This is a genomic window from Citrobacter sp. C6_1 (assembly GCF_014596835.2).
Taxonomy (GTDB): Bacteria; Pseudomonadota; Gammaproteobacteria; order Enterobacterales; family Enterobacteriaceae; genus Citrobacter; species Citrobacter pasteurii.
Map to the genome: position 1 here is coordinate 297,003 of NZ_CP115031.1, position 13,994 is coordinate 310,996.

11 protein-coding genes are annotated in these 13,994 nt (G+C 54.1%); 9 read left to right on the plus strand and 2 right to left on the minus strand.

The annotated features are described in order from the left end of the window. Window positions 1-78 precede the first annotated feature (78 nt). The 4 genes from yhhW to gntU all read left to right on the plus strand — a co-directional run bounded on the left by yhhW (window position 79) and on the right by gntU (window position 3,911). On the plus strand, window positions 79-774 hold the full coding sequence (gene yhhW, locus IB196_RS01460; protein WP_005121602.1) for a quercetin 2,3-dioxygenase: 696 nt from the start codon (window positions 79-81) through the stop codon (window positions 772-774). A 129-nt stretch (window positions 775-903) separates the two neighbouring features. After that, complete coding sequence (gntR, locus tag IB196_RS01465; protein WP_008786351.1) at window positions 904-1,899, plus strand: gluconate operon transcriptional repressor GntR; 996 nt, start codon at window positions 904-906, stop codon at window positions 1,897-1,899. A 141-nt stretch (window positions 1,900-2,040) separates the two neighbouring features. Then, window positions 2,041-2,571, plus strand: coding sequence for a gluconokinase (gntK, locus tag IB196_RS01470; protein WP_149691836.1), 531 nt, complete (start codon window positions 2,041-2,043; stop codon window positions 2,569-2,571). Next, complete coding sequence (gene gntU / locus IB196_RS01475) at window positions 2,571-3,911, plus strand: gluconate transporter (RefSeq protein WP_005121605.1); 1,341 nt, start codon at window positions 2,571-2,573, stop codon at window positions 3,909-3,911. The genes gntK and gntU overlap by 1 nt, the downstream gene beginning before the upstream one ends. Before the next feature lie 95 nt (window positions 3,912-4,006). Here gntU and IB196_RS01480 read toward each other — a convergent pair whose 3' ends face one another. Beyond that, window positions 4,007-4,453: a hypothetical protein gene (locus IB196_RS01480; protein ID WP_005121606.1), complete on the minus strand. Its 447-nt coding sequence runs from the start codon at window positions 4,451-4,453 to the stop codon at window positions 4,007-4,009. A gap of 456 nt (window positions 4,454-4,909) precedes the next feature. Beyond that, window positions 4,910-5,503, minus strand: coding sequence for an NAAT family transporter YhgN (gene yhgN / locus IB196_RS01485; RefSeq protein ID WP_003023480.1), 594 nt, complete (start codon window positions 5,501-5,503; stop codon window positions 4,910-4,912). 191 nt (window positions 5,504-5,694) lie between these two features. Here yhgN and asd point away from each other — a divergent pair, with 191 nt between their 5' ends. From asd to glgA, 5 genes are all read left to right on the plus strand, one after another. Next, window positions 5,695-6,801 (plus strand): aspartate-semialdehyde dehydrogenase, encoded by a 1,107-nt coding sequence (asd, locus tag IB196_RS01490; RefSeq protein ID WP_040231713.1) that lies wholly within the window; start codon window positions 5,695-5,697, stop codon window positions 6,799-6,801. Between the two features lie 273 nt (window positions 6,802-7,074). Beyond that, window positions 7,075-9,258, plus strand: coding sequence for a 1,4-alpha-glucan branching enzyme (glgB, locus tag IB196_RS01495; protein WP_040231714.1), 2,184 nt, complete (start codon window positions 7,075-7,077; stop codon window positions 9,256-9,258). Next, complete coding sequence (glgX, locus tag IB196_RS01500) at window positions 9,258-11,234, plus strand: glycogen debranching protein GlgX (protein WP_155021683.1); 1,977 nt, start codon at window positions 9,258-9,260, stop codon at window positions 11,232-11,234. The genes glgB and glgX overlap by 1 nt, the downstream gene beginning before the upstream one ends. Window positions 11,235-11,247: 13 nt before the next feature. Continuing rightward, window positions 11,248-12,543: a glucose-1-phosphate adenylyltransferase gene (glgC, locus tag IB196_RS01505; RefSeq protein ID WP_005121610.1), complete on the plus strand. Its 1,296-nt coding sequence runs from the start codon at window positions 11,248-11,250 to the stop codon at window positions 12,541-12,543. Further along, window positions 12,543-13,976, plus strand: a complete 1,434-nt coding sequence (glgA, locus tag IB196_RS01510) for a glycogen synthase GlgA (protein ID WP_188232003.1) — start codon at window positions 12,543-12,545, stop codon at window positions 13,974-13,976. The genes glgC and glgA overlap by 1 nt, the downstream gene beginning before the upstream one ends. Window positions 13,977-13,994 lie beyond the last annotated feature (18 nt).

Consider the following 13,994-nt stretch of genomic DNA (forward strand, 5'->3'; position numbering starts at 1 on the left):
AGTCAATTTTCACCCTCTATGATCCCGGGCGGATTGAGTCCACACTTACTCCATCGAAAACATCTGGGGGTGAACACAATGATCTATTTACGCAAAGCTAACGACCGCGGTCATGCGAATCATGGCTGGCTCGATTCCTGGCATACCTTCTCTTTTGCCAACTACTATGACCCGAATTTTATGGGGTTCTCGGCACTGCGCGTGATTAACGATGACGTGATCGACGCAGGTCAGGGCTTTGGTACTCATCCCCATAAAGACATGGAAATTCTGACCTACGTGCTGGAAGGCGCGGTGGAACATCAGGACAGCATGGGCAACAAAGAGCAGGTTCCTGCCGGTGAGTTCCAGATTATGAGCGCCGGGACGGGGATCCGTCACTCGGAGTACAACCCGAGCAATACTGAGAAGCTGCATCTGTATCAGATCTGGATCATGCCGCAGGAAAATGGTATTACGCCGCGTTACGAGCAACGTCGTTTCGATGCTGTTCAGGGTAAACAACTGGTGCTGTCGCCGGATGCCCGCGATGGTTCGCTGAAAGTGTACCAGGATATGGAGCTGTACCGTTGGGCGTTGCTTAAAGATGAGCAGTCGGTACATCAGATTGCCGCTGAACGTCGCGTCTGGATCCAGGTCGTTAAAGGCAACGTCACCATTAACGGAACCAAAGCGACCACCAGCGATGGTCTGGCAATCTGGGATGAGCAGGCTATTTCTATTCATGCCGACAGCGACAGCGAAGTGTTACTGTTTGACCTGCCGCCTGTATAACGTGCTGTAACCTGATGTAGGCCGGATAAGACGCGAAAGCGTTGCCATCCGGCTTTTCATCGTTTGTCATTAATTCCGTGCGTCCGTGGTAAACTGGGGGAATCTATCCCTTTTTAACGCTTCAGGACGATGAAAAAGAAAAGACCCGTACTTCAGGATGTAGCCGACCGCGTGGGCGTGACCAAAATGACGGTCAGCCGCTTTTTGCGTAATCCGGAGCAGGTCTCCGTGGCGCTGCGGGGCAAAATTGCCGCTGCACTTGATGAGCTGGGTTATATTCCCAATCGCGCTCCTGATATCCTTTCTAACGCCACCAGCCGTGCTATCGGCGTCCTGTTGCCCTCTCTTACCAACCAGGTTTTTGCTGAAGTGCTACGCGGTATTGAGGCCGTTACCGACGCCCATGGGTATCAGACCATGCTGGCGCACTACGGCTATAAGCCCGAGATGGAACAGGAGCGTCTGGAATCGATGCTGTCGTGGAATATTGATGGCCTGATCCTTACCGAACGTAGCCACACGCCTCGTACCCTGAAAATGATTGAGGTCGCCGGTATCCCGGTGGTTGAGCTGATGGACAGCCAGTCCCCGTGTCTGGATATCGCCGTCGGTTTTGACAACTTCGAAGCCGCGCGCCAAATGACTGCCGCGATCATTGCCCGCGGGCACCGTCATGTTGCCTATCTTGGCGCACGTCTTGATGAACGTACTATCATCAAACAGAGAGGCTACGAGCAGGCAATGCGCGATGCCAACCTGGTGCCGTACAGCGTAATGGTGGAACAGTCTTCTTCCTACTCCTCCGGTATTGAACTCATCCGTCAGGCGCGACGTGAATACCCGCAACTCGATGGCGTCTTCTGTACCAACGATGACCTGGCGGTAGGGGCGGCCTTCGAATGCCAGCGTTTAGGGCTAAAAATCCCGGATGACATGGCGATTGCCGGATTCCACGGTCACGACATCGGACAGGTGATGGAGCCGCGTCTGGCGAGCGTGCTCACGCCGCGTGAACGCATGGGCAGCATTGGCGCTGAACGCCTGCTGGCGCGCATCCGTGGTGAAGCAGTCACACCAAAAATGTTAGATTTAGGTTTCACCTTGTCACCGGGCGGATCTATTTAAGCCAACAAGTTTGAAGTAGCTCACACTTATACACTTCGGGCACGAATGGATATTGCTTCTCTATTTATCCGGCTGGACAATGTTACCGATAACAGTTACCCGTAACAATTTCCAGATTCTTGTACCAGTGGGGGCAACGCTTTGAGCACGACTAATCATGATCACCACGTTTACGTTCTGATGGGCGTATCGGGCAGCGGTAAATCTGCTGTCGCCAGTGAAGTGGCGCATCACCTGCAGGCCGCGTTTCTTGATGGCGATTTTCTCCATCCGCGCAGCAACATCATGAAAATGGCTTCCGGTGAGCCACTCAACGATGATGACCGTAAACCGTGGTTACAGGCGCTAAACGACGCCGCCTTTGCGATGCAGCGTACCAACAAGGTTTCGCTGATCGTCTGTTCCGCTCTGAAAAAAGTCTATCGCGACCAGCTGCGCGACGGTAACCCGAACCTCTCTTTCATCTATCTGAAAGGGGATTTTGACGTTATCGAAAGCCGCCTGAAAGCGCGTAAAGGCCACTTCTTCAAAACGCAGATGCTGGTGACCCAGTTTGAAGCGCTGGAAGAACCAGGTGCGAATGAAAACGATGTACTGGTGGTCGATATCGATCAACCACTGGACGGTGTGGTCGCCAGCACCATTGAGGTTATTAACCAGGGCAGTAAGTAGTGAGTACATTAACGCTTGTTTTAACAGCAGTAGGGTCCGTTTTATTACTGCTGTTTTTAGTGATGAAGGCGCGTATGCACGCCTTCCTTGCTTTGATGGTGGTGTCTATTGGTGCAGGTCTCTTTTCCGGTATGCCGCTCGATAAAATCGCTGCGACCATGGAAAAAGGGATGGGAGGCACGCTCGGTTTCCTGGCGATTGTTGTGGCGCTGGGGGCGATGTTCGGCAAGATTTTGCATGAGACCGGTGCAGTCGATCAAATTGCCGTCAAAATGCTGAAATCCTTCGGCCACAGCCGCGCACATTACGCGATTGGCCTGGCCGGTCTGATTTGCGCGCTGCCGCTGTTCTTTGAAGTGGCGATTGTGCTGCTGATTAGCGTGGCGTTCTCGATGGCGCGCCACACCGGTACCAACCTGGTTAAATTAGTCATTCCGCTGTTTGCGGGTGTGGCGGCGGCGGCGGCGTTTCTCCTGCCGGGGCCTGCGCCAATGCTGCTGGCTTCACAGATGCACGCTGACTTTGGCTGGATGATCCTGATTGGCCTGTGTGCCGCGATTCCGGGCATGATTATCGCCGGGCCGCTGTGGGGTAATTTCATCAGCCGTTACGTTGAGCTGAACATTCCTGATGACATTACCGAGCCGCATCTGGGCGAAGGTAAAATGCCGTCCTTCGGCTTTAGCTTGTCGCTGATCCTGCTGCCACTGGTATTGGTTGGTCTGAAAACTATCGCCGCGCGCTTTGTGCCGGTCGGTTCTACAACCTATGAATGGTTCGAGTTTATCGGTCACCCGTTTACCGCGATTCTGGTAGCGTGTCTGGTGGCGATTTACGGCCTGGCGATTCGCCAGGGTATGCCAAAAGACAAAGTGATGGAGATCTGCGGTCACGCGCTGCAGCCCGCGGGGATTATTCTGCTGGTGATTGGTGCCGGTGGTGTATTCAAGCAGGTGCTGGTTGATTCCGGCGTCGGTCCGGCGCTGGGCGAAGCGTTAACCGGAATGGGTCTGCCGATTGCCATTACCTGCTTCGTGCTGGCGGCGGCGGTGCGTATCATTCAGGGTTCTGCGACCGTGGCGTGCTTAACGGCGGTTGGCCTGGTGATGCCGGTGATTGAACAGCTAAACTTCTCCGGCGCACAGATGGCGGCACTGTCTATCTGTATCGCGGGCGGCTCTATCGTGGTAAGCCACGTTAACGATGCCGGTTTCTGGTTGTTCGGTAAATTTACCGGTGCGACCGAAGCGCAAACGCTGAAGACCTGGACGATGATGGAAACCATCCTCGGCACGGTCGGCGCAATTGTCGGTATGATTGCCTTCCAGCTGCTGAGCTGAATCTTGTTGCCCGGTGGCGCTTGCGCTTACCGGGCCTGGAAACGAGCACACATCCACATCGTAGGCCGGGTAAGCGCAAGCGCCACCCGGCTTTTTTACAGCACGACTACCCCTTCTTCTGTTTTCAGCCAGCGCGGCGCTTTTAGCGTATCAGCGAAATAGTCCACCAAATCCTGTAGCAAATCACCCGCCACTCGCTCCATATCATCAGAAAGCGTTTTGCTCATCAGCAAATGCGTCAAAAGCTGGCAGTAACGCCCCATCTGGTCGGGCTCAGGCTCGAAAAGGGGAAAACGGGTCGGGAATGTTTCTACCGTCAGACTGGCCTGCAGATGCTGCGGTACAGGCTCCGTTAAGGTCGGTTGCAATAATGCGAGACAGGCCGACAAACGTGCACAAATCGCCAGTTTTTCAACCGGGTCATGGCATTCAACCAGTCCTTCGACAAAACGCTCGCAGTTATCCGCCAGTTCGGTGAAGTCCGTGGCATGGCTAAAGGGCAGGGTAAATAAAGAGTGTGAAAAGAGAGGGGTAGTCGCCATAGGGCAGCCTCCAGTATGTTTTATTTAAACCACCACCGGAGAGGCTAATCTCGCGGGTGGCGGAATCGAGCGGAGTTAGCCTTACCGGTCATACTGGATACCGGCGCGTCTTGCGACGCCTCCGCTCGACCCGCCATTGAGACGAAATCGGTCGCACGACATAGAAGTATATGTCGCCAGTATGATTTTCAGAAGGCTAATTCTGACACCTGATTTTGCAGGTGCAGCGAGAAGATAAGGCTTATCCACGATGCTGACAAGAGGGCATTCCGGAAGGCGCTTCGCAGAAATGAAAATACGTTTTTTCAGGGGATTAGATGATTGAGGTGTTTCTCATAAACACATTCACGGCGCTGATTGCCCGGTGGCGCTATGCTTACCGGGCCTACAAATGAGCACACATCCACATCGTAGGCCGGGTAAGGCGAAGCCGCCACCCGGCGTGAAACGAGTACATCACCCCTTCATCCACATCCGTACGCCATCGAGGAACATCTGGGTGGCCATCATCACCAGAATCAGCCCCATCAGGCGCTCCAGCGCGTTCACCCCTTTCTCCCCCAGCAGGCGTAAAAACAGCGACGACTGCAACAGAATCACAAACGTACCGCCCCAGGCGATCAGCAGCGCAATCACCAGATGCCCCATCTGATTAGGGTATTGATGCGACAACAGCATTAATGAAGCCAGGATTGTTGGGCCTGCTACCAGCGGAATCGCCAGCGGTACGATAAACGGCTCTTCGCCTGCCGGAAGTCCGGTGCTATTCCCGGTGGCACTGGGGAAAATCATCTTAATGGCGATCAGGAACAAAATGATGCCCCCGGAGATCGACACGGTTTCCGCGCGCAGGTTAAGAAATGCCAGAATTTTCTCGCCCGCAAACAGGAATATCAGCATCACCAACAGCGCAATAAACAGCTCGCGAATCATAATCGCGCGGCGGCGTTTTGGTTCGGTATGTTTTAATACGGACATGAAAATGGGCAAATTTCCGAGCGGATCCATAATCAGGATCAACAAAACTGCCGCTGAAATGATTTCATTCATAACTCAAATTCCCTGATAATTACCACGGACTTTCTGCTTGCTTGCGCAGCGGGATAAGTCGCATTACTGATGGCTTCGCTATCATTGATTAATTTCACTTGCGACTTTGGCTGCTTTTTGTATGGTGAAGGATAGGCCAGTAGGATACTGGTTAGCATACACAGCACACATCTCTGCAGGAAAAAAACGCTATGAAAAATGTTGGTTTTATCGGCTGGCGCGGTATGGTCGGCTCTGTTCTCATGCAACGCATGGTTGAAGAGCGCGACTTTGACGCCATTCGCCCTGTTTTCTTTTCTACTTCCCAGCTCGGGCAGGCGGCACCGACGTTCGGTGGATCCGCGACCGGCACGCTTCAGGACGCTTATGATCTGGACGCGCTAAAGGCGCTCGATATCATCGTGACCTGTCAGGGCGGCGATTATACCAACGAAATCTATCCAAAGCTTCGTGAAAGCGGTTGGCAGGGTTACTGGATTGACGCGGCTTCTTCACTGCGCATGAAAGACGATGCCATCATCATTCTCGATCCGGTTAACCAGGATGTCATTACCGACGGTCTGAACAAAGGCATTAAGACTTTTGTCGGCGGTAACTGCACCGTTAGCCTGATGCTGATGTCGCTCGGCGGCCTGTTTGCCAATGATTTGGTTGACTGGGTATCCGTGGCAACATACCAGGCGGCTTCCGGCGGCGGCGCGCGCCATATGCGTGAACTGCTGTCGCAGATGGGGCATCTGTATAGCCATGTGGCCGATGAACTGGCGACGCCTTCCTCTGCTATCCTCGACATCGAGCGCAAAGTAACGACCCTGTCCCGTAGCGGTGAACTGCCGGTTGATAACTTTGGCGTACCGCTGGCCGGTAGCCTGATTCCGTGGATCGACAAACAGCTCGATAACGGCCAGAGCCGTGAAGAGTGGAAGGGGCAGGCGGAAACCAACAAAATTCTCAACACGTCTTCGGTGATCCCGGTTGATGGTTTGTGCGTGCGCGTCGGCGCGCTGCGCTGCCATAGCCAGGCGTTCACCATTAAACTGAAAAAAGATGTGTCTATTCCGACCGTGGAAGAACTGCTGGCGGCGCACAACCCGTGGGCGAAAGTGGTACCAAACGATCGTGAAATCACTATGCGTGAGTTAACCCCGGCGGCCGTTACCGGCACGTTGACCACGCCAGTAGGTCGTCTACGTAAGCTGAATATGGGACCGGAGTTCCTGTCAGCCTTTACCGTAGGTGACCAGCTGCTTTGGGGTGCTGCGGAGCCATTGCGCCGCATGTTACGTCAACTGGCGTAATGGTTTGTTAATGAATAAAGGGTGCTGAGTCGCCCTTTTTTTTGCGTAATACAGGAGTAAGCGCAGATGTTTCATTTTTTACCAGGAGTAAGATAAAGCATTGGCTATTCTTTAAGGGTGACTTAGTACCGGAGGTATTAAGTTGTTGCCTGAAGGTGGGACGACGCAGAGAGGATGCACAATTGTGCTGCGCCGTTCAGGTCAAAAAAAGTGTCACTACCTGATGTCGAAAATCAGTTGGAAGGGGTGACACCATAAAACAGGATGACAACCATGTCCGTTCGTATCGATAGAGACGTGATTAATGCGCTAATTGCAGGCCATTTTGCGGATCCTTTTTCCGTACTCGGTATGCACCAAACTGACGCTGGACTTGAAGTCCGCGCCCTATTACCTGACGCCACCGAAGTGTGGGTGATCGAACCAAAAACCGGACGTAAAGTCGGCAAGCTGGATTGCCTCGACTCTCGCGGTTTTTTTTGTGCAGTACTTCCCCGCCGTAAAAATTTCTTTCGCTATCAGTTGGCCGTTGTCTGGCATGGACAGCAGAATCTGATTGATGACCCTTATCGTTTTGGCCCGCTAATCCAGGATATGGATGCCTGGCTGTTATCTGAAGGTACGCACCTGCGACCTTACGAGACGCTGGGTGCGCATGCGGACACTATGGATGGCGTTACCGGCACGCGTTTCTCCGTCTGGGCGCCGAATGCACAGCGTGTTTCAGTCGTGGGACAGTTCAACTACTGGGATGGTCGACGCCACCCCATGCGCCTGCGTAAAGAGAGTGGTATCTGGGAGCTGTTTATCCCCGGAGCCCAGCAGGGGCAGCTGTATAAATACGAGATGATCGATGCGAACGGTAAGCTGCGTATTAAAGCCGACCCCTACGCGTTTGAAGCGCAAATGCGCCCGGAAACCGCATCGCTTATCTGTGGTTTGCCGGAAAAAGTGGTGCAAACTGAGGAGCGCAAAAGAGCTAACCAGTTTGATGCGCCAATCTCTATCTATGAAGTGCATCTGGGTTCATGGCGTCGTCATACCGATAACAACTTCTGGCTGAGCTATCGTGAGCTGGCGGATCAGTTGGTTCCCTACGCCAAGTGGATGGGCTTTACCCATCTTGAACTGCTGCCGATTAACGAACACCCGTTTGACGGCAGCTGGGGTTATCAGCCTACCGGCATGTACGCGCCGACCCGCCGTTTCGGCACGCGCGATGACTTCCGCTATTTTATCAATGCTGCCCATCAGGCGGGGCTGAACGTGATCCTCGACTGGGTTCCGGGCCATTTTCCGTCGGACGACTTTGGTCTGGCTCAGTTTGATGGCACCAGTTTGTATGAACACAGCGACCCGCGTGAAGGCTATCACCAGGACTGGAATACGCTGATCTACAACTATGGCCGTCGTGAAGTCAGCAACTATCTGGTGGGCAATGCCCTGTACTGGATTGAGCGCTTTGGTATCGATGCGTTGCGCGTGGATGCTGTGGCATCGATGATTTATCGCGACTACAGCCGTAAAGAAGGGGAATGGGTTCCGAACGAATTTGGTGGTCGCGAAAACCTCGAAGCCATTGAGTTCTTGCGCAATACCAACCGTATTCTTGGCGAACAGGTGCCTGGTGCGGTGAGCATGGCGGAAGAGTCCACCGACTTTGCCGGCGTCTCAAGACCGCAGGATATGGGTGGTTTAGGCTTCTGGTACAAGTGGAACCTGGGCTGGATGCACGACACGCTGGATTACATGAAACTGGACCCGGTTCATCGTCAGTATCACCACGATAAGCTGACCTTCGGCATGCTGTACAACTACACCGAAAACTTTGTTCTGCCACTGTCACACGATGAAGTCGTACACGGCAAGAAATCGATTCTCGACCGCATGCCGGGCGATGCGTGGCAGAAGTTTGCCAACCTGCGCGCCTACTACGGCTGGATGTGGGCCTTCCCAGGCAAGAAACTGCTGTTTATGGGCAATGAGTTTGCTCAGGGACGCGAATGGAACCACGACGCCAGCCTCGACTGGCACCTGCTGGAAGGCGGCGACAACTGGCACCACGGTGTACAGCGACTGGTCCGCGACCTGAACCACACCTATCGTCATCATAAAGCGTTGCATGAGCTGGATTTTGATGCCTATGGCTTTGAGTGGCTGGTGGTAGATGACAACGAACGGTCGGTGCTGATTTTTGTCCGTCGTGACAAGGTCGGTAATGAAATTATCGTCGCCAGTAACTTCACGCCAGTGCCGCGCCATGGCTACCGTTTTGGCATCAATCAACCGGGCAAATGGCGTGAAATCCTCAATACCGACTCGATGCACTACCACGGCAGCAATACCGGTAATGGTGGGGCAGTGCACAGTGATGAAATCGCCAGCCATGGTCGGCAGCACTCACTAAGCCTTACGTTGCCTCCGCTGGCAACGATTTGGCTGGTTCGGGAGGGGTAATGACGCAACTGGCAACCGGCAACGCCACACCCCATGGTGCAACGTATGACGGCCATGGCGTCAATTTCACCCTTTTCTCGGCCCATGCCGAACGCGTTGAGTTATGCGTATTTGATGAGCAAGGTTGCGAACACCGCTACGACCTGCCGGGGCGTAGCGGGGATATCTGGCACGGCTATCTGGCCAACGCCCGTCCCGGTCTGCGCTATGGCTATCGTGTACATGGCCCGTGGCAACCACAGCAGGGCCACCGGTTTAATCCGGCGAAACTGCTGCTCGACCCTTGCGCGCGTCGGGTAGAGGGCGAGTTAAAAGATAACCCGCTGCTACACGGCGGGCTAAATGAACCGGATCACCATGATAACGCCGCCATCGCCCTGAAAAGCGTGGTGGTGTCAGATCGGTATGACTGGGAAGACGATACCCCGCCACGCACGCCGTGGGGCAATACCGTGATTTACGAAGCGCATGTCAAAGGGCTGACGTATTTGCATCCTGACCTGCCGGAAGAGATTCGCGGGACTTACAAAGCGTTGGGTCATCCGGTGATGCTCGACTATTTCAAGCGTCTTGGCATTACCGCGCTGGAGCTGTTGCCCGTCGCGCATTTCGCCAACGAACCGCGTCTTCAGCGGCTGGGATTGTCGAACTACTGGGGGTACAACCCGGTAGCGATGTTTGCATTGCATCCGGCTTATGCCTGCTCGCCAGAGAGTGCGTTGGATGAGTTTCGTGATGCGGTAAAAGCACTGCATAAAGCGGGTATTGAGGTCATTCTCGATATCGTTTTGAACCACAGCGCCGAACTGGATCTTGAGGGGCCGGTCTTCTCGCTGCGCGGAATTGATAACCGTAGCTATTATTGGATTAGGGAAGATGGCGATTACTACAACTGGACCGGCTGTGGCAACACCCTCAATCTGAGCCATCCCGGCGTGGTGGAGTATGCCTGCGAATGCCTGCGTTATTGGGTTGAAACCTGTCACGTGGACGGCTTTCGTTTTGATTTAGCATCCGTCATGGGGCGTACGCCGGCGTTTCGTCAGGATGCGCCGCTGTTTACCGCGATCCAAAACTGTCCGCTGCTCTCTCGCGTCAAACTGATTGCGGAACCGTGGGATATTGGTGAAGGCGGATATCAGGTGGGTAATTTCCCACCGCCGTTTGCCGAGTGGAATGACCATTTTCGCGATGCAAGTCGACGCTTCTGGCTTCAGCGTAATCTGTCTTTAGGAGAGTTTGCCGGACGTTTCGCCGCATCCAGCGATGTGTTTAAACGCAATGGCCGCAAACCCAGCGCTTCCGTCAATCTGGTGACCGCGCATGACGGTTTTACGCTGCGCGACTGTGTGTGCTTCACAAATAAGCACAATGAAGCGAATGGTGAGGAAAATCGGGACGGCACTAGCAATAACTACAGCGACAATCATGGTAAAGAAGGATTAGGCGGCACGCTGGACCTGATTGAGCGGCGGCGCGACAGCATTCATGCGCTGTTAACCACGCTGTTGCTCTCCCAGGGGACGCCGATGTTGCTGGCGGGCGATGAGCATGGTCATAGCCAGCACGGCAACAATAACGCTTACTGTCAGGATAACGCCTTAACCTGGCTGGACTGGCAGCAGGCAAACAGTGGGCTAACCACATTTGCTGCGGCGCTGATTCATCTGCGTCAGCAAATACCCGCATTAACGGGTGATTGCTGGTGGGAAGAGGGCGATGGCAATGTTCGTTGGCTGAATAAGTACGCACAACCCTTAAGTGCGGATGAGTGGCAAAACGGCCCGAGGCAGATGCAAATCCAGCTTTCAGACCGTTTTCTGATTGCAATAAACGCCACGCTTGAGGTGACAGATATTGTTTTACCTGAAGGGGAATGGCACGCCATTCCCCCATTTGCCGGAGAGGATAATCCGGTGCTTACGGCTGTCTGGCAGGGACCTGCGCACGGACTGTGTGTGTTCCAGAGAAGATAAAAAGGAGTTAGTCATGGTGAGTTTAGAGAAGAACGATCGTGTAATGTTGGCGCGCCAGCTGCCATTAAAATCTGTTGCCCTGATCCTGGCCGGTGGCCGCGGAACCCGTCTGAAAGATTTAACCAACAAACGAGCCAAGCCCGCCGTGCACTTTGGCGGTAAATTCCGCATTATTGATTTTGCCTTATCCAACTGCATTAACTCCGGGATCCGTCGTATTGGCGTGATCACGCAGTACCAGTCACATACCCTGGTGCAGCATATTCAGCGCGGCTGGTCATTCTTTAGCGAAGAGATGAACGAGTTCGTCGATCTGCTGCCTGCACAGCAGAGAATGCAGGGTGAAAACTGGTATCGCGGCACGGCGGATGCGGTGACCCAAAACCTGGATATCATTCGACGCTACAAAGCGGAATATGTGGTGATCCTCGCAGGCGATCATATTTATAAGCAGGACTACTCACGCATGCTGATCGACCACGTCGAGAAAGGCGCACGTTGCACCGTCGCCTGTATGCCAGTGCCGATCGAAGAAGCCAGTGCGTTTGGCGTAATGGCTGTTGATGAAAACGACAAAATTATCGAATTCGTTGAAAAACCAGCCAACCCGCCGGCGATGCCTGGCGATCCGACCAAATCGCTTGCCAGTATGGGGATCTACATCTTCAACGCCGATTATCTGTATGAACTGCTGGCGGAAGATGATCTCGATGAAAAATCCAGTCACGATTTTGGCAAAGACATCATCCCAAAAATCACCGAAGCTGGCATGGCGTATGCACATCCGTTCCCGTTGTCCTGCGTGCAGTCTGACCCGGAATCCGAGCCATACTGGCGTGATGTGGGAACGCTGGAAGCCTACTGGAAGGCGAACCTCGATCTGGCTTCGGTGACGCCTGAACTGGATATGTACGACCAGGACTGGCCAATCCGTACGCATATGGAATCGCTGCCGCCAGCGAAATTCGTGCAGGACCGTTCCGGTAGCCACGGCATGACGCTGAACTCGCTGGTTTCCGGCGGCTGTATTATTTCCGGTTCGGTGGTGGTGCAGTCCGTACTGTTCCCGCGAGTGCGGGTGAATTCTTTCTGTAACATTGATTCGGCAGTGTTGTTACCTGAAGTGTGGGTGGGACGTTCGTGTCGCTTACGTCGTTGCATTATCGATCGCGCCTGCATCATTCCTGAGGGCATGGTGATTGGCGAAAATGCGGAAGAAGATGCTCGTCGCTTCTACCGCTCAGAGGAAGGCATTGTGCTGGTCACGCGTGAAATGCTACGCAAACTGCAAATCAAACAGGAGCGATAATGCAGGTTTTACACGTTTGTTCAGAGATGTTCCCCCTGTTAAAAACCGGGGGACTGGCGGATGTTATTGGGGCGTTACCTGCGGCACAAATTGCGGACGGTGTGGATGCCCGCGTGTTGCTTCCGGCGTTTCCTGATATTCGTCGCGGCATTCCCGATGCGCAGGTCGTGACGCGCCGGGATACCTTCGCGGGCAGGATCACGCTGCTGTTCGGACACTACAACGGCGTCGGCATTTACCTGATTGATGCGCCGCATCTCTATGACCGTCCCGGGAGCCCGTATCACGATACGAACCTGTTTGCGTATACCGATAACGTGCTGCGTTTTGCGCTGTTGGGTTGGGTCGGCTGTGAAATGGCCTGCGGCTTTGATCCATTCTGGCGCCCGGATGTGGTGCATGCGCATGACTGGCACGCTGGCCTGGCACCAGCGTACCTGGCGGCGCGCGGCCATCCGGCGAAATCGGTGTTCACCGTACACAACCTGGCGTATCAAGGCATGTTTTATGCAAAGCATATGGATGACATCCAATTGCCATGGTCGTTCTTTAACGTGCACGGACTGGAATTTAACGGGCAGATTTCGTTCCTGAAGGCCGGGTTGTACTACGCCGACCACATTACGGCGGTCAGTCCGACCTACGCGCGGGAAATTACCGAGCCGCAGTTCGCCTACGGCATGGAAGGGTTGTTGCAGCAGCGCCATCGTGAAGGGCGTCTTTCCGGCGTGCTGAACGGTGTTGATGAAAAAATCTGGAGCCCGGAAACCGATCTGCTGTTGGCGTCGCGCTATACGCGTGACTCTTTGGAAGAGAAGGCCGAGAACAAACGGCAGCTACAGATTGCGATGGGACTTAAGGTTAACGATAAAGTGCCGCTGTTTGCCGTAGTCAGCCGTCTGACCAGTCAAAAAGGGCTGGATCTGGTACTGGAAGCGCTGCCTGGGTTGTTAGAGCAGGGCGGACAACTGGCGTTGCTCGGCGCGGGCGATCCGGTATTGCAGGAAGGGTTCTTAGCTGCGGCCGCGGAACATCCAGGCCAGGTTGGCGTGCAGATTGGTTATCACGAGGCCTTCTCGCATCGCATCATGGGCGGGGCCGATGTGATATTGGTGCCCAGCCGTTTTGAGCCGTGCGGCTTAACGCAATTGTATGGACTGAAGTACGGCACGTTGCCGCTGGTGCGGCGTACCGGCGGGCTGGCTGATACGGTGTCTGATAGTTCGTTGGAAAACCTGGCGGACGGTATCGCCAGTGGGTTTGTATTTGAAGATAGTAATGCCTGGTCGCTGTTACGGGCGATCCGGCGTGCTTTCGTGTTGTGGTCGCGCCCTTCGCTGTGGCGGTTTGTGCAACGTCAGGCAATGGCAATGGATTTTAGCTGGCAAGTCGCGGCGAAGTCCTACCGTGAGCTTTACTATCGCCTGAAATAGATATCCAGGAATCACCTA